Source organism: Pandoraea sp. NPDC087047, from assembly GCF_044745225.1.
In the GTDB taxonomy this organism is placed as follows: domain Bacteria; phylum Pseudomonadota; class Gammaproteobacteria; order Burkholderiales; family Burkholderiaceae; genus Pandoraea.
The window spans coordinates 232,084-254,012 of the sequence record NZ_JBIUZU010000004.1; the positions used below are offsets into that span (position 1 = coordinate 232,084).

A 21,929-nucleotide genomic window follows, 5' to 3' on the forward strand; every position below is an offset into this window, starting at 1 on the left:
TTGCTGAAGTCTACCCGCCGATGTGGGGTAAAGGCTTTCAAAATATCCTCGAAATCGGGTAGGATTTGGAAAAATTTTCCTCCTGGTGGTCATCGTGGACAAAACCGATCTCGCGATTCTCGAAAATCTGCAAGCCGATGCCTCGCGCTCGTTGAGTGAACTGGCCGAAGCGGTGCACCTCTCCTCGACCCCCTGTTGGCGGCGCGTACAGAGTCTGCAAAAAAATGGGGTCATCACCGCACAGGTAACGCTGTGCGATCCGCAGAAGCTCGATCTGCGAGTCACGGCATTCGTGTTCGTCAAGGCCGCGACGCATAGCGAGGACTGGATGGTCCGCTTTGTAGCGGGCGCGCGGGAGCTGCCCGAAATCGTCGAAATTCACCGCATGGCAGGCGACATCGATTATCTGCTCAAGGTCTATTTGCCGGACATCGCTGCTTACGACCGTTTCTACAAAAAGCTCATTCGCGTGGCCGACTTGCAAGACATCAGCGCGAGCTTCTCGATGGAGACGGTGAAGTTCACCACGGCGTTACCGGTGGATCATCTGCGCTAATCGGGCGCGATGGCGTACGCATGGCGGCCGGACGATTTGCCGCCCGCCGCCCGCCGCCCTTGTGCCCGACGGCCCACACACACTCGGACGAGGCGCATGGCACAAAACATCTACGACCCTCCCGATTGCTTCGCGGGCTACCGCCAGTTGCCCCGGCAGGTTCACGGCCTGGCGGGCGCGCCGGAATGGCCCGCGATTCGCGCCATGCTGCCCGATCTGCGCGGCAAGCGCGTGGTCGATCTCGGCTGCGGTTTCGGCTGGGCGTCGCGCTGGATGCGCGAGCAGGGCGCGGCGTCTCGATAACGCGAAGCCACGAAACCCAGTCAAGCCAAAACAAAACACCCCGAGACCGGATGACCGGCGCTCGGGGTGTTGGGTTGGCGACTCGCGGGAATTACTTCACGCGCATGCCGGGCTTCGCGCCGCTGTGCGGCTCAAGGATGTAGAGGCCAGGTTCTGCCTTCTCGTCGGTGGCGGAGGCGGCAAGCACCATGCCTTCTGACAGACCGAACTTCATCTTGCGCGGCGCGAGGTTGGCGACCATCACCGTGAGCTTGCCCACCAGCGCCTCGGGGTTCGGATAAGCCGACTTGATGCCCGAGAAGACGTTGCGCGTTTGCGCTTCGCCCACGTCCAGCGTCAATTGCAGCAGCTTGTCCGAGCCGTCGACCGCCTTGCAATCGACGATGCGGGCAATGCGCAGATCGATCTTGGCGAAGTCGTCGATGGAGATGATGCCGTCGTCCGCCGGCGTCTGCGCTTTTTCCGTGGCCTTGGCGGCCTTGTCCTTGCTCTTGCCCTTGGCCGCCGCGGCCTCGGCCACCGGCGCCGTCGCTTGCAGCGAGTCGCGGTTGGCGGCGAGCAGGGCTTCGACCTGCTTGCCTTCGACACGCGTCATCAGGTGCTTGTAAGCGGTGATGGCCGTGTCGGCGGTGAGCGGACGGCTCACGTCCTGCCAGGTTTGCGGCGCGATGCTCAGGAACTGCTCTACGGCTTGTGCCGTCGTTGGCAGCACCGGCTTGAGGTACAGCGTGAGCAGACGGAAAGCCTCCAGACACACGGAGCACGCTTCATGCAGCGCGGCGGCCTGTGCCGGGTCCTTCGCCAGATCCCACGGCTTGACCGTGTCGACGTAACCGTTGATCGCGTCGGCCTGTTCCATCACCAGACGCAACGCCTTGCCGAACTCGCGCGCTTCGTAATGCGCTGCGATCTGCGGCGCTGCGGCGCGAACCTGCGTCAGCAGCGGGGCCTGCATCGCGTCTGCCGACACGCGGCCGTCGAAGCGCTTGATGAGAAAGCCTGCGGCGCGGCTGGCGATGTTCACGTACTTGCCCACCAGATCGCTGTTCACGCGCGCGATGAAGTCATCGAGGTTCAGGTCGAGATCTTCCATCGTGTTGCCGAGCTTGGCGCCGATGTAGTAGCGCAGCCATTCCGGATTGAGACCCGTGTCGATGAAGCTCTGCGCCGTGATGAACGTGCCGCGCGACTTCGACATCTTCTGGCCGTCCACGGTCAGGAAGCCGTGGGCGAACACGTTGGTCGGCGTGCGATGGCCCGAGAACTCGAGCATTGCCGGCCAGAACAGCGTGTGGAAGTACAGAATGTCCTTCCCGATGAAGTGATACTGCTCGGTCGTCGAGCCCGGCTTGACCCATTCGTCGAAGTTCAGACCGCGCTGGGTGCACAGGTTCTTGAAGCTGGCGTAGTAGCCGACCGGCGCGTCGAGCCACACGTAGAAATACTTGCCCGGTGCGCCCGGAATCTCGAAGCCGAAGTACGGGGCATCACGGGAGATATCCCAGTCCGCCAGCGTGGATTCGCCGTCTTCACCGAGCCATTCCTTCATTTTGTTGGCGGCTTCGGGCTGTGCGAGGCCGGCTACCCACTTGCGCAGGAACTGCTCGCAACGCTTGTCCGAGAGCTTGAAGAAGTAGTGCGTGGACGTCTTGCGCACGGGCGTGGCGCCCGAGACGACCGAGTACGGGTTGAGCAGGTCGGTCGGCGCGTAGGTCGAGCCGCAGACTTCGCACGAATCGCCGTACTGGTCCTTCGCGCCGCACTTCGGGCATTCGCCCTTGATGAAGCGGTCCGGCAGGAACATCTCCTTGACCGGGTCATACGCCTGTTCGATATCGCGGGCTTCGATCAGGCCCTGGTCCTTGAGGGCGAGATAGACGCTTTCGGACAATTCGCGATTCTCTTCGGAGTCCGTCGAATAGTAGTTGTCGAACGAGATGCCGAAGCTGTCGAAGTCGCGCTTGTGCTCGGTCCAGACGCGCTCGATCAATTGCCGGGGCGTCAGGCCCTCCTTCTCGGCGCGCAACATGACGGGCGTGCCGTGCGTATCGTCCGCCCCGACGTAATACACCTCATGGCCCTGCATTCGCATGAACCGTACCCAGATGTCGGTCTGGATGTATTCGACCAGGTGACCGATGTGAATCTGGCCATTGGCGTACGGCAGTGCGGATGTGACGAGAATGCGGCGGGACATGTGGATTGACTGTGAGGGTTGAGGAATGCGGGAAAGGACGATTCTAGCAGGCGGGCCGGGTTGACGCCCAAACGGGTGTCCCGGCCGACGAATCGGGGCGGGGGCGCGACGTCACGAAAGCGAGCGGCCAAAAAAAAGCCGGAACGAGGTTCCGGCATAACTAGGCACACGTAACGTCAATAACAAAGAGGAGATGGAAGCGCCCACGGTAGGCACTTCCGAAGGGTCTGAGCCAGAGCGCATGGGATTAGTTCAACCGATGTGCCGACTTTCGATGCTGCGATGCAGCATGTGCGAGGCGACAAAGCGGGAGGTGAGACGAAGAAAAACGAGAGGGAGTGCGAGGCGCGGCCTGTCGGCAGCATGCCCGGCGGACCGGGCATGCGTTCGAACGGTGGGTTCGACCCAGGACCGAGGATCGCGGGATCCCCGGAGTGTCCGTAGACGATCAGCCGCGCGGGGCTTGCTGCTGCGGCGCTTGCAACAGGATTTCGACGCGACGGTTCTGGGCGCGGCCCTCGGCGGTGGCGTCCGAAGCAATCGGCTGGCTCGAGCCGACGCCCATGCCTTGCAGGCGGTTGGCGGCCACACCGCGGCTGGTCAGATACTGAATGACGCTGTTCGCACGGTTCTGCGAGAGCGGGATGTTGATACGGTCGCCACCGGTGCTGTCGGTGTGGCCGATCACGCGCGCGGTGATGCCCGGATTCTGGTTGAGCGAGTTGGCGAGGTCGGTGAGCACGGCGGCAAAGCTGGGTTTGATCGCGTACTGGTTGGTATCGAACGTCACGTCGCTCGGCACGTTGACCTTGAGCGAGCCGTCCGGCTGCTCCGAGATCGTGGTGCCGGTGCCCGCGGTATGGCCGCCCAGCGTATTCTTGATGGATTGCCAGTTGTAGCCAGTGGCGCCGCCGGCGGCCGCGCCGACTGCTGCGCCGATCAGCGTCCCCGTGGTGTTGCCACCGATGAGGTTGCCCAGACCCGCCCCGACCGCCGCACCGACACCGGTGCCGACCGCCGTGTTGGTGCCCTGCGGCGTCTGGCACCCGGCCAGCATGGCGGTGGCAGCCATTACGAGCGCGCAAGCGCGCAGAGTGTTCTTATTCATTTGAGGCTCCTTATCGATTAGCTTGCAGTCATGAAACACGCGTAAGCACTTCGTCGAAGCACGCGCACGCTGCAGGGGTTTTGAACCCGCAGGCGCGACGTCTTTTACAATAGCGCTGAGCTTCAACCGCAGGCAAGGACATCTTGCCGCGGCGGCTGGTTCCCCATAACACGCGCGCCTCGAATGCTAGTCGAGAGCGTGCGCCACGGTTGTTACAAGTTGTTAGCGCTGCACCGGCCCGCCGGGCAAGCCTCGACACAGCGAGAGACCTACATGGAAGTCGCACAAATCAATGAAGTACTGCGTGGCATCGTCGACCCGGACACGGGCCTCGATCTGATCTCCGGAAAGTACGTGAAGCAGGTCGCGGCCGAGCACGGCCACGTCGGCATTCAGATCGAGTTCGGCTATCCCGCGAAAAGTCAGTTCGACGCCATGCGCGCCCGAATTACCGAAGCCGTCGGCAAACTGCCCGGTGTGGAACGTGTGGCTGTGGAAATCGGCCAAAAAATCGTAGCGCACGCCGTTCAACGCGGGGTGAAGCTTCTTCCCAATGTCAAGAATATCGTGGCCGTGGCCTCGGGCAAGGGCGGTGTGGGCAAGAGCACCACGGCCGTGAACCTGGCGCTCGCGCTCGCGGCTGAAGGCGCCAATGTCGGTATTCTGGATGCAGACATCTATGGCCCGTCCCTGCCCACGCTGCTGGGCATTCACGGCAAGCCGGAATCGAAGGACGGCAAGACGCTCGAGCCGATGATCGGCCACGGCCTGCAAGCGAGTTCCATCGGTTTTCTGATCGAGCCGGACAATCCCATGGTGTGGCGCGGCCCGATGGTCACGCAAGCGCTCGAACAACTGCTCAACCAGACGAACTGGCATGACCTCGACTATCTGATCGTCGACATGCCCCCGGGCACGGGCGACATTCAGCTCACGCTGGCGCAGAAGGTGCCGGTCACGGGCGCGGTCATCGTCACCACGCCGCAGGATCTGGCCCTGCTCGACGCCCGTAAGGGCCTGAAGATGTTCGAAAAGGTCGGCGTGCCGATTCTGGGTCTCATCGAGAACATGAGCCTGCATATCTGCTCCAACTGCGGTCACGAAGAGCCGATCTTCGGCGTTGGCGGCGGAGAGCGCATGAGCCACGATTTCGACGTCGACCTGCTGGGCAAGCTGCCGCTGGAGATGAGCATCCGCGTGCACGCGGACGCCGGCATGCCGAGCGTGGTGGGCGATCCGGACGGCCGTGTGGCCGAGCTGTACAAGGCGATTGCCCGCAAGGTCGCGGTGAAGATTGCGTCCAAGCAGAAGGATATGACGAGCAAGTTCCCGTCGATCGTCGTTCAGAACACGTAAGACGATGAATTGACGGCCCGGCTCCCACGGCCCGGATAGAGGCCGTGGATGCCCCGGAAAGGCCTCGGGAAGGCCCGCGCGGCGCGGCGCGAGTGAAAACCTCACCGCACCGCAACAATCGCGTAAAATACGCCCACTTTTTACGTACTACGCCAATTCAGGCCCACACATGAGCATCAAGTCCGACAAATGGATCCGGCGTATGGCCGAAGAGCACGGCATGATCGAGCCCTTCGAGCCGTCGCAGATCCGGTATTCCCAGGACGGGCAAAAGATCGTCAGCTACGGCACGTCGAGCTACGGCTACGACATCCGCTGTGCGCCTGAATTCAAGGTCTTCACGAACATCAACTCGACGATCGTCGATCCGAAGAACTTCGATGAGAAGTCCTTCGTTGACGTTCAGAGCGATGTCTGCATCATCCCGCCGAACTCATTTGCGCTCGCGCGCACCGTCGAGTACTTCCGCATTCCGCGCAGCGTGCTCACCGTGTGTCTGGGCAAGTCGACGTATGCCCGCTGCGGCATCATCGTGAACGTAACGCCGTTCGAACCCGAGTGGGAGGGCTACGTGACCCTGGAATTCTCGAACACCACGCCGCTGCCGGCCAAGATTTACGCCAACGAAGGCGTGGCCCAGGTGCTGTTCTTCGAATCCGACGAAGTCTGCGAGACGTCGTACAAGGATCGCGGCGGCAAGTATCAGGGGCAGCGTGGTGTCACGCTGCCGAAAACCTAGCCTGATACGCTAGAGACTCGCCGCCGGTGAGCACCCCACATATCGCAATGCCCAAGAGCCACGGTCATGTCGGACCGTGGCTCGTTCTTTTGTCGAAGGAACGCCAATGAAATTCCGTTTTCCGATCGTCATCATTGACGAGGACTTCCGCTCAGAAAACATTTCCGGATCCGGAATTCGGTCTTTGGCGGAGGCGATTGAAGCCGAGGGCATGGAAGTCAACGGGCTTACCAGCTACGGCGATCTGACCTCGTTTGCGCAGCAGGCGAGTCGCGCATCGAGCTTCATTCTGTCGATCGACGACGACGAGTTCGGCACGTTCTCGAGCGAATCGGGCGGCGAAGGCGAGGGCGAGCTGGCGCTGGCCATCATCAACCTGCGTGCCTTCGTGCAGGAAGTGCGCCGTCGCAATCCGGATATTCCGATCTTCCTGTACGGCGAGACGCGCACGTCGCGCCACATCCCGAACGATATCCTGCGCGAGCTGCACGGCTTCATTCACATGTTCGAAGACACGCCCGAGTTCGTGGCGCGTCACATCATTCGTGAAGCCAAGTCGTATCTCGACTCGCTCCCGCCGCCGTTCTTCCGCTCGCTCACGCACTACGCCGCCGACGGTTCGTACTCATGGCACTGCCCGGGACACTCGGGCGGCGTGGCGTTTCTGAAGAGCCCGGTCGGTCAGATGTTCCACCAGTTCTTCGGCGAGAACATGTTGCGCGCGGACGTTTGCAACGCCGTGGAAGAGCTCGGCCAGTTGCTCGATCACAACGGCCCGGTGGGCGCGTCGGAGCGCAATGCGGCGCGCATTTTCAATGCCGATCACCTCTTCTTCGTGACGAACGGCACCTCGACGTCGAACAAGATCGTCTGGCACGCCACGGTGGCGCCGGGCGACATCGTGGTCGTCGACCGTAACTGCCACAAGTCGATCCTGCACGCGATCACCATGACGGGCGCGGTGCCGGTGTTCCTGACGCCGACGCGTAACCATCTCGGCATCATCGGCCCGATTCCGAAGTCGGAATTCGAGCCCGATGTCATTCGCGCCAAGATCGAAGCGAATCCGTTTGCCAGCGAGGTGCTCAAGCGCGATCCGAATGCCAAGCCGCGCATTCTGACGATCACGCAGAGCACGTATGACGGTGTGATCTACAACGTCGAAATGATCAAGGACGTGCTGGGCAACAACATCGACACGCTGCACTTCGATGAAGCCTGGCTGCCGCACGCCGCGTTCCACGAGTTCTACCGCGACATGCACGCGATCGGCGAGGGCCGTCCGCGCTCGTCCGAGGCGACCATCTACGCCACGCACTCCACGCACAAACTGCTCGCAGGCATTTCGCAGGCGTCGCAGATCGTGGTGCAGGACTCGGATGCACGCACGTTCGACACGCATCGCTTCAACGAGGCGTATCTGATGCACACGTCGACGTCGCCGCAGTACGCCATCATCGCGTCGTGCGACGTGGCCGCCGCCATGATGGAGCCGCCGGGCGGCACGGCGCTGGTGGAAGAGTCGATCGTTGAGGCGCTCGATTTCCGCCGCGCCATGCGTAAGGTGGAAAAGGAATACGCCGATTCGTGGTGGTTCTCGGTCTGGGGGCCGGAGAATCTGGGCGACGAAGGCTCGATTCATCGCGAAGACTGGGTGCTGCGCGCGAACGATCGCTGGCACGGCTTTGGCGACCTGGCCGATGGTTTCAACATGCTCGACCCGATCAAGGCGACGATTATTACGCCGGGGCTGGATGTGGACGGCGAGTTCGGCGAGAGCGGCATTCCGGCGGCCATCGTTACCAAGTATCTGGCCGAGCACGGCATCATCGTCGAGAAGACGGGCCTGTACTCGTTCTTCATCATGTTCACCATCGGCATTACGAAGGGCCGCTGGAACTCGATGGTGACCGAGCTGCAACAGTTCAAGGACGACTACGATCACAATCGGCCGCTGTGGCGCGTGCTGCCGGAGTTCGTGGGGCAGTTCCCGCTTTATGAGCGCATCGGCCTGCGCGATCTGTGCGATCAGATCCATAGCGTGTATAAGGCGAAGGACGTGGCACGTGTGACGACCGAGATGTACCTCTCGGACATGCAGCCGGCCATGAAGCCGACCGACGCCTTCTCGAAGCTCGCGCACCGCCAGATCGACCGTGTGCCCATCGACAAACTGAAAGACCGTGTCACGAGCGTGCTGCTCACGCCGTATCCGCCGGGCATTCCGCTGCTGATCCCGGGCGAGCGCTTCAACGCTGCGATCATCGAGTACCTGCATTTCGCGCGCGAATTCAACAAGCTTTTCCCGGGCTTCCACACCGATATTCACGGTCTGGTGGTTGAGGAAGTGGACGGTCGTCCCGAGTACTTCGTGGACTGCGTGCGTCAGTAAGCCTCAGCCCTTGGGCGCGAGCGATTCGCGCCTGGCTTGCCTCAAATGCGGCCCCACGCGTCAAGCGTGGGGCTTTTTTTTGTCCGCGCGTCATGTCGGCTTCATGTCGCGTTTTGTGCTGCGTTATGGGAAACCGCTCATACGCCGATTTCCGATGACGCGAGTTGACGCATAAGATGTCGTCGTATGGAGTGCAAACGTTGCGCATCGATAACAGGACCAAAGTCTCGATCAAGTTCCCCCAATTGCCGGTATTTTCTCGTTTTGTGAGAAAAAACAAGCGATTTGTGGTTTCGCTTGAAGTTGAGTTTTTTGGGCCTTTTCCCATCAATTTGCGTATGCCTGATTGCTAAACTCCTCGCAATTTTTCGATTTTGAGCAGGAGAGTTCATGGACGTCACCCGCGAATTACTGGAGTTCAGCAACTACGGCACGTTGGTGTGCGCCACGCTTGTCTTGTTACTGGGGCGCAAGCTGGTTGGGTGGATCGGACCGCTGCGTACGTACAGCATTCCTGAGCCGGTGGCCGCAGGCTTGCTGGTGGCGCTGGGGACGCTCGCGCTGCGCCAGCTCGGCAATGTCGAACTCAAATTCGACACCTCGCTGCAAAGCCCGTTGATGCTTTCGTTTTTTGCGACGATCGGGCTCTCGGCCAATCTCGCCAGCCTGCGCGCGGGTGGCTCGCGACTGGTGCTCTTTCTGGGCGTCGTAGCGGGCATGCTGGTCGTGCAGAACACCATCGGTGTGGGACTGGCGATGGCCATGGGACTCTCGCCGGGCGTCGGTCTGCTGGGGGGATCGATCACGCTGGCCGGCGGGCACGGCACCGGTGCCGCCTGGGGCCAGACGTTGACGACGCGTTACGGCGTGCAGTCGGCGCTGGAGATCGCCATGGCCTGCGCCACGTTTGGGCTGGTGCTCGGCGGTCTGTTGGGGGGGCCGGTGGCGCGCTATCTGGTGGGGCGTCTGGGCGGCAATGTCCCCGGTGCCGACGCTTCGAAGCAAGCCACGCCGGAGGGCTTCGAGCAACCGCATACGGTGCGTCTGATCACCGCGCAGTCATTGATCGAGACGGTGGCGATGATCGCCATCTGCCTGTTGGGCGGCGAGGTGCTGGCGCATTGGCTGTCGGGAACGGCACTCGAATTGCCGACCTTCGTGTGTGTGCTCTTTACGGGCGTGGTCGTGCGCAATCTGCTGTCGCTGGTGGGTTACGAAGTGTTCGAGCGTTCGCTCTCCGTGTTGGGGAACGTGAGCCTGTCGCTGTTCCTCGCGATGGCGCTGATGGCGCTCAGACTGTGGGATCTCTCGACGCTGGCGCTGCCGATGATCGTGATTCTGGTGGTGCAGGCCGTGTCGATGGCCGCCTACGCGATCTTCGTGACTTTCCGCGTCATGGGACGTAACTACGATGCCGCTGTGCTGGCAGCCGGGCACTGCGGTTTCGGTCTGGGCGCGACGCCCACGGCGATTGCCAACATGCAGGCGGTGACGGAGCGCTTTGGGCCGTCGCACATCGCGTTCCTGATCGTGCCGATGGTGGGGGCGTTCTTCATCGACATCCTCAACGCACTCGTCATCAAGGGCTTCCTCTCGTTGCCGCTGTTCTGATGCCGCTGGCGTCTCGCCAATAAAGCTGAAGAAAACCAACAAAAAAATGCCACCCGAGGGTGGCATTTTCGTTTGCGCCGGCGAGACGAGCGGGCTTACTTCGTCAGCTTCGCGCGTGCGGCTGCAATGGCACGTTGCACCTGTGCCGGTGCGGTGCCGCCGATATGGTTACGGCTGGCGACCGAGCCTTCGAGCGTGAGGTATTCGAAGACGTCTTCGCCCACGAGCGGCGAGAACTTCTGCAACTCGGCCAGCGACAGATCGGCCAGATCGATATCCTGATCCGAGCAGATTTTCACGGCGTGCGCCACGATTTCGTGGGCGTCGCGGAACGGCAGCCCCTTCTTCACGAGGTAGTCGGCCAGATCGGTCGCCGTCGAGAAGCCTTGCAGGGCGGCGTTACGCATATTGGCTTCGCGCACCTTGATGCCCGGCACCATGTCGGCGAAGATCCGCAGCGTGTCGATGACGGTGTCGACCGTATCGAACAGCGGCTCCTTGTCTTCCTGATTGTCCTTGTTGTACGCGAGCGGCTGGCCTTTCATCAGCGTGAGCAGCGCGATCAGATGGCCGTTGACGCGGCCGGTCTTGCCGCGCGCCAGTTCGGGCACGTCCGGATTTTTCTTCTGCGGCATGATCGAGCTGCCGGTGCAGAAACGGTCGGCCAGATCGATGAAGCCGACACGCGGGCTCATCCACAGCACCAGTTCTTCCGAGAAGCGCGAGATGTGCGTCATCACGAGCGCGGCGGCGGCGGTGAATTCGATGGCGAAGTCACGATCCGACACGGCGTCCAGCGAGTTCGTGCAGACCTCTTCGAAGCCGAGGGTGGCGGCCACGCGCTCGCGATCGATCGGGTAGCTCGTGCCGGCCAGCGCGGCGGCGCCCAGCGGCAGACGGTTCACGCGGCGGCGCACGTCGAGCATGCGTTCGGCGTCGCGGCTGAACATCTCGAAGTAGGCCATCAGGTGATGACCGAACGTCACCGGCTGCGCGACTTGCAGGTGGGTAAAGCCGGGCAGGATCGTGGCGCTGTGCTGCTCGGCCAGATCCAGCAGCGCACGGCGCAGATCGCCGAGGTGCGTGCCGATGCGGTCGATTTCGCTGCGCAGCCACAGGCGGATATCGGTCGCAACCTGGTCGTTACGCGAGCGGCCAGTGTGCAGACGCTTGCCTGCATCGCCAATGAGGGCCGTCAGGCGTGCTTCGATATTGAGGTGGACGTCTTCGAGATCCAGTTGCCACTCGAACTGACCGCCCTCGATCTCGCCTCGAATCTGCGCCATGCCGCGCTGAATGTCGGCCAGATCCTGCGCGCTGATGATGCCTTGCGCGGCGAGCATGTCGGCGTGGGCGAGCGAGCCGTCGATATCGAACAGCGCGAGACGCTTGTCGAAGAAGACCGACGCGGTATAGCGCTTGACGAGTTCGGAGACGGGTTCGGAAAAGCGGGCCGACCAGGCTTCGCCTTTCTTGTGGAGTTGGGAGGTCATTGTCGTAGCGTGGCTAATCGTGGCGGATGTGGCCCACCCAGGTCATCGAGGCCGGTTCAGGCGCCTCGAGGGCTGTTGGAGCCTCATTGAAGCAGACCGTGGCAAAGCACGGCAAACCGCGATTATACAACCCCGGCGGCCAAGCTACGACTGCCTCGCGCCGGGGTTCGTCGCCGCTCGGTTCGCCGTCGACAACGTCCACACGCGCGGTGGTGCCGACAGGCACAGGCCGGAGGTCGCCTCATCGAACGCCGCACGTTGCAGCGCCTCGAGTTTCGCCGCCTTCGCGACGCGCTCCCGGGCCTGATGGATGCGCGCCATGCGCGTGGGATCGTCGGGGAGGGCGCAGAGGCGTCCGAGATCCTGCATCAGCGACGTGCCCAGCTTGTCGAGCGCCGGACGCAACCGGCTGCTCAGATCGACCGGCTCGCCCGGCGCACTGCCGTCGCGTGCCCAGCGTGCCAGCAAGGCCGTCTGCACGAGCTTGCCCGCCTCGATCTGCAAACGGAAGAAGGTGCGCGCCTGCGCAGGCGTCAGACCGAACTGGCTGGCGCGTTCGCCCATATTGTCGAGCAGCGCTTGTTCGCGCGCCGTGTCCTGCACCGGCTTGCCCGACGAGTACTTGTTGCGCGCCACCGCCTCGCTGATGGCCAGGCGCTTGAGAATGCCGTTCATCAGCGGATCGAGCACGGGATCGACGATCGGACGCGCTTTGGCAGGTTGGGCGGATGAAGCCGCCGAGTTCACGAGCGTTTGCGAAATCAGACGCACCGCGAAGCCGCGTACGCCGTGCGGTGCGGTGGCAAGCGCGGGTGAAGGCGTTGCCGTGGTCTCGGCGCCGCGATCGGAGAGCGGCATGTCTACCTGGGCTGCCGGCGCTGCATGAGCGCTTGCGCAGAATAGCGCAAGGAGCGAAGTGCAGACGAGCGAAGTTGCCCGTCGTGTGAAGGTTTCGTGCGTAGATCGTGCGTTCGGAACGGAATGCATGATGGATTGGCCCCCCGGCAGCCATCTGATCGAATTCGTCGAAATATACCGTCCTATCTGTCGACTGTCGCTGGGGGGATTCCCAAGGTTCAAGCCCCCCGAGTTGTGCAAGCCCTGCACCGGCCTCCGCTTTCTGCGGAAGCGGCGGTGCAGGTTTTCGTTGTCGTACGAATTGTCGGTCGGTATCAGCCAGTATTGCGCAGGCCCGCCGCAATCCCGTTGATCGACAGATGGATGCCGCGCCGCGCCCGCTCGTCCGATTCCCCGGCACGATGCCGGCGCAGCAGTTCGACCTGCAAGTGATTGAGCGGATCGAGATAGGGGAAGCGGTTCTTGATCGAGCGGGCGAGCAGCGGGTTGTCCGCGAGCCGCTCGTCGTGCCCGGTGATCAGCGCGAGCGCCTGCGACGTGCTTTGCCATTCGTCGACAATGCGATTGAACACACGCTTGCGCAGCTTCTCGTCGGGCACGAGTTCGGCGTAACGCGATGCCACGGCCAGATCCGTCTTGGCGAGCACCATGTCCATGTTCGACAACAGGTTCGCAAAGAACGGCCAGCGCTTGACCATCTGGCGCAGCGTGTCGAGTCGCTTGTCCTGAGGTGCCGTGTCGGCCGCCAGATAAGCGCTCACCGCACTGCCGAAGCCATACCAGCCCGTGATGAGCAGACGGCATTGCCCCCACGAGAAGCCCCACGGAATCGCGCGCAGGTCTTCGATGCGACGGTTTTTCGGATCGGAGAATTTGCGTGACGCCGGACGCGAGCCGATGTTGAGCTCGGCGATTTCCGCAATCGGCGTGGCCGAGAAGAAGTACTCCGTGAAGCCGGGCGTTTCGTAGACGAGATCGCGATACGCGGCGAACGCCGTGTCGGAGAGCGTCTGCATGACCTTCTCGTACGCGGCCAGACGCGGCGGCTGATTGCGGCTCGGCAGCAGCGTCGCTTCGAGCGTTGCGGCGACGATGGTCTCCAGATTGCGCCGCCCGATCTCCGGGTTGGCGAACTTGCTCGCGATGATTTCGCCTTGCTCCGTGAGACGGATCTGCCCTTTCACCGTGCCCGGCGGCTGCGACAGAATGGCCTGATAGGTCGGGCCGCCGCCACGGCCCACCGTGCCGCCACGGCCGTGGAACAGCCGCAGACGAATGCCTTTCTCCTCGAACAGATGCACCAGCGCGAGCTCGGCCTTGTAAAGTTCCCAGTTCGACGTGAGGAAGCCGCCGTCCTTGTTGCTGTCGGAGTAGCCGAGCATGACTTCCTGCTCGCCGCCCTGTTGCGTTACGACACCGGACATGCCGGGAATGTCGAAGAACTCGCGCATGATGACGGGCGCGTTGCGCAAGTCGGCGATCGTCTCGAACAGCGGGATGACCATCGCGCCGACCTTCGGCTCGACCGCCTTCGCGCCGCTGCCGAGCGCGCCCTGGAAGAGCCCCGTCTCCTTTTGCAGCAACATGACCTCCACCAGATCGCTCACGGTTTCCGTATGCGAAATGATGTAGTTGCGCACGGCGCGCGGCCCGAAGCGGGCGCGAATCTCGCGCGCAGCGGCAAACACGGCCAGTTCGTCGCGGGTGCGCGGCGAGTAGTCGAGGTAGGGCGAGAAGAGCGGGCGCGCTTCGCGCAACTCCCGCAGCAGCAGGGCGAGCTTGTCGTTCTCGTCGAGCTTCGCGTAATTCGCTTCGACGCCGGCCTTCGCGAACAACTCTGCAATGACGGCCTCGTGAATATCCGAGCTTTGACGCAGGTCGATGCTGGCCAGGTGGAAGCCGAACACTTCGGCGGCACGCACCAGCGGCCCCAGGCGCTGCGAGATCAGCGCGCTGCCGTGATGCGCCATGAGCGAGGCCACGACCGTATTCAGGTCCGAGATGAATTCGCTGGCGTCGAGGTACGGGCTGGCGGTGCCGACCGCACCGCGGTGCGGCACGTGGCCGACCCACTCGCGCGCCGTGGCGGCCAGTCGCGCGTACACGCCGATGAGCGCGCGGCGGTAGGGTTCGTCGGTGCGGTGCGGGGAGTCGTCAGGCGAGCGGCGCGCGAGCGTGAGCAGGGCGTCGCTCGCCCCGGCGAGCAGTTGCGAGACGGACAGTTCCGCGCCCAGCAAGTGCACTTGTTCGAGGTAATGCGCGAAGATTTCGGTGGCCTGACGCGTGATCGCCAGTTGCAGCGTCTGGGCGGTGACGTTGGGATTGCCGTCGCGATCGCCGCCGATCCAACTGCCCATTTGCAGGAAGCGTCCAAGGCCTTCCGCGCGCACGCCGGGCACCGCGTCGTGCAGCTCGGCGCTCACGTCGTCGTACAGCGCGGGAATTTCGGTGAGGAACGTGCTGCGGTAATACGACAGCGCATTCTCGATTTCATCGGCCACCGTCAGACGCGAGCTACGCAGCATGCGTGTCTGCCAAAGCGTGGTGACGTACGCCCGCATCGATTCCGTATTGCGTGACGACTCGCGCGTCGTGAGGGCATCGTCGCGATGTTCGAGCAGGCGCGCGATTTCGCGCTCGGCATCGAGAATGCTCTTGCGCTGGACCTCGGTCGGGTGCGCTGTGAGCACCGGCACGATAAGGGCGCTGGCGAAGAAGGCTTGCAGCGTGGCGGGGTCGTCGCGACCGGCGTCTTTCAGGCTTTGCAGCGCGGCGCTCAGGCTGCCCGGCTGGGCGCGGCTGCCTGCGAGCGCGTGAACGCGGCGGCGACGGTTGTGGTGACGATCCTCGGCGATATTGGCCAGATGCGAGAAGTAGCTGAACGCCCGCACCACCTCAATGGCCTGCTCGTTGGTCAGGCCGTTGAGCAGTGTGTCGAGCGCGCGGGCGGCGCTGCGGTCGCCTTCGCGGTGAAAGCGCACGGCGTTCTGGCGAATGGTTTCGACCAGATCGAAGGCGTCGCTGCCTTGCTGCTCGCGCAGGACGTCCCCGAGCAGGCGGCCGAGAAAGCGGATGTCCTCGCGCAGCGGCGCGTCTTTGTCCTCGCGCGAGCGGCGAGTCTTCTGCGCCGTGGCGGCGGTGGACTTACCCGGCCCATCCGACGCCGGGCGGGAAGTGGATGGGACCGCGGCGACTGCCTTCGCGGGGGATGTCTTGCCGACCGACGTGGCCAGGCCCTCTTGCGGGGCTTTTGCCTTTGCGCTGCTCTTCATGTCGCTCCTCTCGCGACCAGCCGTTCGGGCCGGTCAAGCGTGTTACCATTTTTTCTTTTGGTCTTCACGCGGTTGCTGAATGAACTTCGCTTCTCCTGAAACCCTGGTGATCGCTTCACGCGAGAGCCGTCTTGCCATGTGGCAAGCCGAGCACGTGCGTGACGCGCTGCACAAATTATATCCGCAGTGTCACGTGAGTATTCTCGGGATGACCACTCGTGGTGACCAGATTCTCGACCGATCGCTCGCGAAGGTCGGCGGCAAGGGGCTGTTCGTCAAGGAGCTCGAACTCGCGCTCGCCGACGGACGAGCCGACCTCGCCGTCCACTCCCTCAAGGACGTGCCGATGCAATTGCCGGACGGCTTCACGCTGGCCGCCGTGCTCGAGCGCGAAGACCCGTGCGACGCCTTCGTGAGCAACGATTACGACAGCCTGGACGCCTTGCCCGCCGGGGCCGTCGTCGGCACGTCGAGCCTGCGCCGCGAAGTGAGTCTGCGCACGCAATATCCCCATCTGAAGGTAGCGCCCTTGCGCGGCAATCTCGACACCCGTCTGGGCAAGCTGGACCGGGGCGACTTCGCGGCGATCATTCTCGCGGCGGCCGGCCTCAAGCGTCTGGGGCTGGGCGCGCGTATTCGCGCCATCATTCCCACCGACGCGAGCCTGCCGGCGGCCGGTCAGGGCGCCCTTGGTATCGAAGTGCGTGCCGGACGTCCCGAAATCGTGCAATGGCTGGCACCGTTGCACGATGCCAACACAACGCTGGCGGTGAGCGCCGAGCGCGCTGTCTCGCGAGCGCTGGGCGGGTCGTGCCAGGTGCCGTTGGGCGCCTATGCCGAATTCACGGCGCAAGGCGAACTGGCGTTGCGCGCGTTCGTTGCGTCGACGGATGGCGCGACGGTACTTCGCGCGCAGGGCGCGGCCAGTGTTGCGCAAGGCGATGTGGCCGGTGCCGAAGCGCTGGGACAGCGAGTGGCGCAGCAACTGATCGACGCGGGCGGGCTGGCGCTGGTGCCGCCGTCTGAGCCGAAGGACCCTGCCGCTTGACGCCGCGCGAGCCGGTCTCGCCCCGCGCCGCCGATGTCGGGCCGGACAGTGCGCCCGTGAGGGCAGTGGCCGCGCCTGTCGCGCCGTGCGCCATCCTCACGCGTCCGGACGGACAGGCCCACACGCTCGCCAGGGCGCTGAACGCTGCGGGCATCGACACGCTCGCGTTCCCGTTACTGCACATTGCGGCGCAAACCGACCCCGCTACGCTGGCGGCGCTGGACAACGCCTTGCGTTCGTTGCCGTCGTACGCGCTGAGTGTGTTCGTCTCCCCGAATGCCGTGACGCACGCGCTCGCCCGGCTGGTGCAACTGCATGCGCCCGACAATGAGGCGGATGCCAGCGACGCAGGCCGTCTATGGCCGGAAGCGCTGCCGGTGGCCGTCGTCGGCCCGGGAAGTGCGCAAGCGCTGGCCGACGCGGGCATTGCCCCGCCGAGGCGCCGGGTGATCGTGCCGCCGGGCGGCCCCGAGGCGCGCTTCGACTCGGAAGCGCTGTTGGAGCAACTCGACCTTTCGGCACTCGCCGGACGCCGCGTATTGCTGGTGCGGGGCGATGGCGGGCGCGAACTGCTCGCCGACACGCTGCGCGCGAACGGCGTGCACGTCGATATCGTGAGTGCGTACACGCGGCGTGCCCCTGCGCCGGACACGGCCGCATGGGCGGCGCTCGAAGCCCGGCTCGCCGTGCCCGAGCGCTGCGCCTGGGTGCTGACCAGCTCCGAGGCGGTGCGTCATCTGGCCACGCTGTTTGCTGCGCGCTACGGCACGCGCGACGGCGTCCACACGCCGGGCACCCCGCAAGTGCTCGCGCAAATCCTCGCCGCACCCTGCTTTACGTCCCACACACGTATCGCAGATGCCGCGCGCTCGGCGGGGTTTGATAGGATTACGCAGTGCGCGCCCGGCGACGACAACTTGCTGGCGGCACTCAAAACATGGGCGGATCCCATTCAAGTCAAGCATGACGACAGATAATCGCGTTCCAGAGTCTTCCCAGAACCCGTCGGCGTCGACCGGCCCGACGGCGTCGAATTCCACCGCTACCGCGGGGACCCCATACGGCACTGCGGGCAGCCCGCCCGCGTGGCAACCGCCTGAGCCGCCGCACAAGCGTCGCGGCTCGGGGGCTGCGCTGCCGTGGCTGCTCTTCGTGCTCGTGTCGGCGGGGGCCGGCATCGGCGGCTGGTCGCTCAACCAGAAGCTCGATCGCGTGCAGCAGGAAATGGCGCGCCGTCAGCAATCGGGCGACGCGCAGGTCATGCAGGCGCAGGTACGTACCGCGCAGGCACTCGACAATCAGCGCGATCTGCAAAACCGGCTCACGGCGCTCGAAGGCCGGGTGTCCGATTCGCGCAGCCAGCAGGCCGCGCTCGAACAGCTCTATCAGGAACTCGCGCACAACCGCGACGAGTGGGTGCTTGCCGAGACCGAGCAGATCGTCACGAGTGCAAACCAGCAATTGCAGCTCACCGGCAACGTGCGTGGCGCGCTGATTGCGCTCGAGGGGGCCGATGCTCGTTTGGCCCGCACGGGAGCGCCGCAGCTCGCCGGCGTGCGAGACGCGCTGAAGAAGGACATCGACCGCCTCAAGGCCGTGCCTGCCGCCGATTTGCCGCAACTCACGGGCAAGCTCGATCAGGCCATCGCCATGATCGATACGCTGCCGTTGCAGGCCGAAGAGCAGCGCGTCGCACCGAAGTCGGACGCCAGCGGCCCGAGCGGTGCCGGGGAGACGGGCTGGAGCGCGACGTGGCATCGTCTGTCGGCCGAGATGGTCGGCAGCCTCAAGCAACTGGTGCAAGTGCGCCGCCTGGACGATCCGGACGTGATGCTCGTGGCGCCGGAGCAGGGCGCTTTCCTGCGCGCGAACCTCAAACTGCGATTGCTCAATGCGCGTTTGGCGCTGCTCGCGCGCAACGCGTCGGCGGTGCATAGCGATGTGCAAGTGGCCGAAGCTGCGCTCGACAAGTATTTCGACGCCAAGTCGCGTCGCATCGCCGCCGTCAAAACGTTGCTCGATCAGGTTGACTCTGGCTCGCGCACCATCGAACTGCCGACCCTTGACGCCAGCCTGACCGCCATCGGTCAGGTCAAGGACGTCAAGGAAAAGCCGTAAGGAGCCGCGCATGCGAGGACTGATCTGGTTGACGCTCCTGTTCGCGGTGGCGGCCGGCTTTGCCGTGCTGGCCACGTTCAATCACGGGCAGGTGGTGATGCTGGTGCCGCCGTACCGGGTGGACGTGTCGCTGAACCTGTTTGTGCTGGCGCTGCTGGCCTTGTTCTTTGCGCTGTACGTGATCATTCGTATTCTGCGCAACGTCTACAAGATGCCGGAGCGCGTGGCCGCTTACCGAAATCGCCAACGCAGCCGCCGCGCGAACATTGCGTTGCGCGACGCCGTGGCGAACCTCTTCGCGGGACGCTATACGCGCGCCGAGAAGGCGGCACGCGAAGCGGCCGAGCAGGATGACAACCGCGGTGTGGCGGCGATCATCGGCGCGCGCGCGGCGCATCGCATGCGCGAGTTTGCGCGTCGCGACGCGTGGCTGGCCGAGGCACAGGGAGCGAATCTGGAAGAAGCCCGTCTGTTGCAGACGGCCGAATTGCGCGTCGACACCCGCGACGCGGAAGGCGCGCTCGAAGCGCTGACCGAAATGCGGGCGCAAGGCGCGCGCCGTATGCAAGCCCAGCTTGTCGCCTTGCGCGCGCATCAGCATCTGAAGCATTGGCCGGAAGTGCTGAACCTGCTCAAGGTGCTGGAAAAGCGCGAGGCGCTGCATCCGGCATTGGGTGCGAAGCTCAAGCAGACGGCCAGCGAAGGCATTCTGCGCGATCATCGCCACGATGCCGACGCGCTGCTCAAGTGCTGGCACGAGTTGCCGGCCGACGCGCGCACGTCGGCGCGTATTGCGGATGTCGCCGCCGAGTTGCTGATCTCGCTCGACCGTCCGCGTGAAGCGCGCGACATCGTCGAAGCAGCGTTGGCCGAGCATTGGGATGGACGTCTGTTGCGCCGCTACGCCGAGTGCGCCGGCGGTGACGCGCTGCCGCTCATCCAGAAGGCCGAAGCGTGGCAGCAGCGCCACCCGAACGATCCCGACCTGCTCTTCGCGCTGGGCAAGCTGTGCCAGCATCAGCGTCTGTGGGGCAAGGCGCAGACCTTCCTGGAAGGCGCGTTGCGTCACACCGACGACCGTCATTTGCAGCAGCGTTTGCATCTGGCGCTGGCGCAACTCTTCGAAGGACTCGGCCAGATGGATCAGGCCAACCGTCACTATCGCGCCTGCGCCACGGCGTAAGTCTCGACGCGTCGAAAGGCGCTACGGTTTCAACGACAACACCCGCATCAGGCGGGTGTTGTCGTTTCAGGAGACGGCGCGGAACACGCTGCGAATGCCGTGTCGTCATACCCCTGTCACGCCTCACTGCATCAGTGTCGCCTTGTATTCGTCGCAGACTTCTTCGAGCGTGCCGTGCACTTCCCCGGCGAGATCGTTCAAACCGGCGCGGCGGCACATCCAGCGCAAATCGTCGAGCATATGGGCACATTGATCGGGCGAGAAGCTCAGATGGTCAAAGGCACCGCGCATCACGACGATCTCTACAAGACGCCTGACCAACGGAACCGCGTCGCTCCGGGGAATCCGCGTGAGCCGATCGGAAATGACGTCGACCACCGCTTTCATGCTCTCGCTGCGCAAGCGTCGGCCGGGGTCGACGATCGCGCGTGCCACCGCGGCTATGCCGGAGGGCGGCACGGCGTCGAGCAGCTTTTGCGCGACTGGCTCCCAGCCGCCGGGCGGCTGCAAATCGCCGCAGGCCGTGACGAGCGCCAACGCGGCGGGGACCTGCTCCGCTTGCGGAAGTTGCCGGATGAACTGGGCGAGCGATGTCATGCGCTCCGCGTTGGCGCACGCATTCACGCGTTTGGCGCTGCCCAGCAAGTCGGACCACGCGGTGGCACGCGTCTCCTCGGGCATATCGGCAATGGCGTGGAGCCGATGCGCGACCAGGCGATCGATACTCGCATTCGTCGAGGCTTGAGCGAGTGCTTGAGCGCTCGCGCCGGAGGTCGCATCGTGGGTCAGGAGCAATGACCGCGCGACGTCTTCGATACGGGATTCGAACCGCTGAGTTCGTGCGACGACATGCTCGAAGACCGTGGTCCACTGCGTGAGCGCCTGCTCGGTCTCGAGTTGCCGGATCAATCCCTGGAGCAGATGCCGGGCATCGGCGTAGGGGCCGCTATCGAGGGCGGTTTCGATCGTACGCGACGCCAGCGAGCGAAGCGGGTCCGATGTCCGGGCGTCCGAATTCCCAAAATCGAGCAACACTTTGCGCAGCACGTGAGCGGGGATCGAGGTGCGTGCGGGGGGCATTGCGTCCGAGGTCGATGGCGTCGGTTCCAGTGCCGGAATCTCTCGCAAAGCCGCATGACGTTTCCACTGCGCGGCGCTTTCGGCAAGGACGGCGTTGCCGAATGCGCAACTGAAGTCTCGTTTGGCGGCGCAGGCGGGCCGGCTGCCGGACGTCCCGGCGGCCAGCATGGGAAGCGCAGGAAGCGCCTCGTGCGGCGTCATCGACATCTGCAGAACCCCGGTGAATTCAACCTGCCAGTCGTCGGCCCACGGGGGCGTGGTGGCGAGGGGGGTGGAGGGGACGCCGAGCGACGTGGTGATGCTCGCTGCGTCGATAGCCGGTGGGGCCAGTAGGCACGAGGGGCTCACCGGTGCTTGCAATGCCTGCCAGAAGTCGGTGGAAAACGCAGCCTGCGGGGTCGAGCCGGTTGAGGTGCTCGTTGATGTGGCCGTTGAGATGGCCGTTGAAGTGGTGGTTGAAGTGGCCGAAGCAACGGACGTGGCCGTTGACGCGACCGTTGAAGCGGTCGTGAACGTTACTGCCGACGTGGTAGCGGTAGGAAGCGAGGAAGGGAACACCGAGGACTCCTTGTGGCAGGAAAAGGAGTCCGCACTCTGACGCGATGTTCGTCACGG

The 21,929-nt window shown here is 64.0% G+C and carries 16 protein-coding genes and 1 pseudogene; 11 read left to right on the forward strand and 6 right to left on the reverse strand.

All coding sequences use genetic code 11. The features are described from left to right. The first annotated feature begins 94 nt into the window (after positions 1-94). Positions 95-556: an Lrp/AsnC family transcriptional regulator gene (locus ACIPHM_RS09065; RefSeq protein WP_400327094.1), complete on the forward strand. Its 462-nt coding sequence runs from the start codon at positions 95-97 to the stop codon at positions 554-556. A 96-nt stretch (positions 557-652) separates the two neighbouring features. Then, a pseudogene (locus ACIPHM_RS09070) lies at positions 653-850 on the forward strand (SAM-dependent methyltransferase); the annotation flags it as partial. 100 nt (positions 851-950) lie between these two features. Here the strand turns inward: ACIPHM_RS09070 and metG are convergent. Then, positions 951-3,056 carry a methionine--tRNA ligase gene (gene metG, locus ACIPHM_RS09075; protein ID WP_400327096.1) on the reverse strand — a complete coding sequence of 702 codons (2,106 nt, stop codon included), beginning with the start codon at positions 3,054-3,056 and terminating at the stop codon, positions 951-953. Positions 3,057-3,504: 448 nt separating this feature from the next. Next, entirely contained in the window at positions 3,505-4,164 is a 660-nt protein-coding gene (locus ACIPHM_RS09080; RefSeq protein WP_400327098.1) for an OmpA family protein, read from the reverse strand. Positions 4,165-4,347: 183 nt separating this feature from the next. On the opposite strand from ACIPHM_RS09080, the gene apbC reads away from it, so the two are divergent. From apbC to gltS, 4 genes are all read left to right on the forward strand, one after another. After that, complete coding sequence (gene apbC / locus ACIPHM_RS09085; RefSeq protein WP_400327100.1) at positions 4,348-5,520, forward strand: iron-sulfur cluster carrier protein ApbC; 1,173 nt, start codon at positions 4,348-4,350, stop codon at positions 5,518-5,520. A 169-nt stretch (positions 5,521-5,689) separates the two neighbouring features. Next, positions 5,690-6,259, forward strand: a complete 570-nt coding sequence (dcd, locus tag ACIPHM_RS09090; RefSeq protein WP_400327102.1) for a dCTP deaminase — start codon at positions 5,690-5,692, stop codon at positions 6,257-6,259. 106 nt (positions 6,260-6,365) lie between these two features. Beyond that, positions 6,366-8,651 carry an Orn/Lys/Arg decarboxylase N-terminal domain-containing protein gene (locus ACIPHM_RS09095; protein ID WP_400327104.1) on the forward strand — a complete coding sequence of 762 codons (2,286 nt, stop codon included), beginning with the start codon at positions 6,366-6,368 and terminating at the stop codon, positions 8,649-8,651. Positions 8,652-9,041: 390 nt separating this feature from the next. Further along, on the forward strand, positions 9,042-10,262 hold the full coding sequence (gene gltS / locus ACIPHM_RS09100) for a sodium/glutamate symporter (RefSeq protein WP_400327105.1): 1,221 nt from the start codon (positions 9,042-9,044) through the stop codon (positions 10,260-10,262). Between the two features lie 95 nt (positions 10,263-10,357). Here the strand turns inward: gltS and argH are convergent, their stop codons facing one another. The 3 genes from argH to ppc all read right to left on the reverse strand — a co-directional run bounded on the left by argH (position 10,358) and on the right by ppc (position 15,885). Further along, the gene (gene argH, locus ACIPHM_RS09105) at positions 10,358-11,755 is read right to left on the reverse strand and encodes an argininosuccinate lyase (RefSeq protein WP_400327107.1); all 1,398 of its coding nucleotides are present in this window, start codon (positions 11,753-11,755) and stop codon (positions 10,358-10,360) included. Positions 11,756-11,899: 144 nt separating this feature from the next. After that, entirely contained in the window at positions 11,900-12,613 is a 714-nt protein-coding gene (gene aroQ / locus ACIPHM_RS09110) for a gamma subclass chorismate mutase AroQ (protein WP_400327109.1), read from the reverse strand. 314 nt (positions 12,614-12,927) lie between these two features. Further along, positions 12,928-15,885 (reverse strand): phosphoenolpyruvate carboxylase, encoded by a 2,958-nt coding sequence (gene ppc, locus ACIPHM_RS09115; RefSeq protein WP_400327111.1) that lies wholly within the window; start codon positions 15,883-15,885, stop codon positions 12,928-12,930. A gap of 79 nt (positions 15,886-15,964) precedes the next feature. Between ppc and hemC the strand changes: the two genes are divergently transcribed. The 4 genes from hemC to ACIPHM_RS09135 are packed head-to-tail and all read left to right on the forward strand — an operon-like array spanning position 15,965 to position 20,234. Beyond that, complete coding sequence (gene hemC, locus ACIPHM_RS09120; RefSeq protein WP_400327113.1) at positions 15,965-16,933, forward strand: hydroxymethylbilane synthase; 969 nt, start codon at positions 15,965-15,967, stop codon at positions 16,931-16,933. Continuing rightward, entirely contained in the window at positions 16,930-17,910 is a 981-nt protein-coding gene (locus ACIPHM_RS09125; RefSeq protein ID WP_400327114.1) for a uroporphyrinogen-III synthase, read from the forward strand. Before hemC ends, ACIPHM_RS09125 begins: the two co-directional genes overlap by 4 nt. After that, on the forward strand, positions 17,897-19,051 hold the full coding sequence (locus ACIPHM_RS09130) for a uroporphyrinogen-III C-methyltransferase (RefSeq protein ID WP_400327116.1): 1,155 nt from the start codon (positions 17,897-17,899) through the stop codon (positions 19,049-19,051). The genes ACIPHM_RS09125 and ACIPHM_RS09130 overlap by 14 nt, the downstream gene beginning before the upstream one ends. Positions 19,052-19,061: 10 nt before the next feature. Further along, positions 19,062-20,234, forward strand: coding sequence for a heme biosynthesis HemY N-terminal domain-containing protein (locus tag ACIPHM_RS09135; protein ID WP_400327118.1), 1,173 nt, complete (start codon positions 19,062-19,064; stop codon positions 20,232-20,234). A gap of 123 nt (positions 20,235-20,357) precedes the next feature. On the opposite strand, the gene ACIPHM_RS09140 is transcribed toward ACIPHM_RS09135, so the two are convergent. Next, positions 20,358-21,662, reverse strand: a complete 1,305-nt coding sequence (locus ACIPHM_RS09140; protein ID WP_400327119.1) for a hypothetical protein — start codon at positions 21,660-21,662, stop codon at positions 20,358-20,360. A 28-nt stretch (positions 21,663-21,690) separates the two neighbouring features. Between ACIPHM_RS09140 and ACIPHM_RS09145 the strand changes: the two genes are divergently transcribed. Further along, a complete protein-coding gene (locus ACIPHM_RS09145; protein ID WP_400327120.1) occupies positions 21,691-21,912 on the forward strand; it encodes a hypothetical protein in 222 nt (73 codons plus the stop codon). The last annotated feature ends 17 nt before the right edge of the window (positions 21,913-21,929 follow it).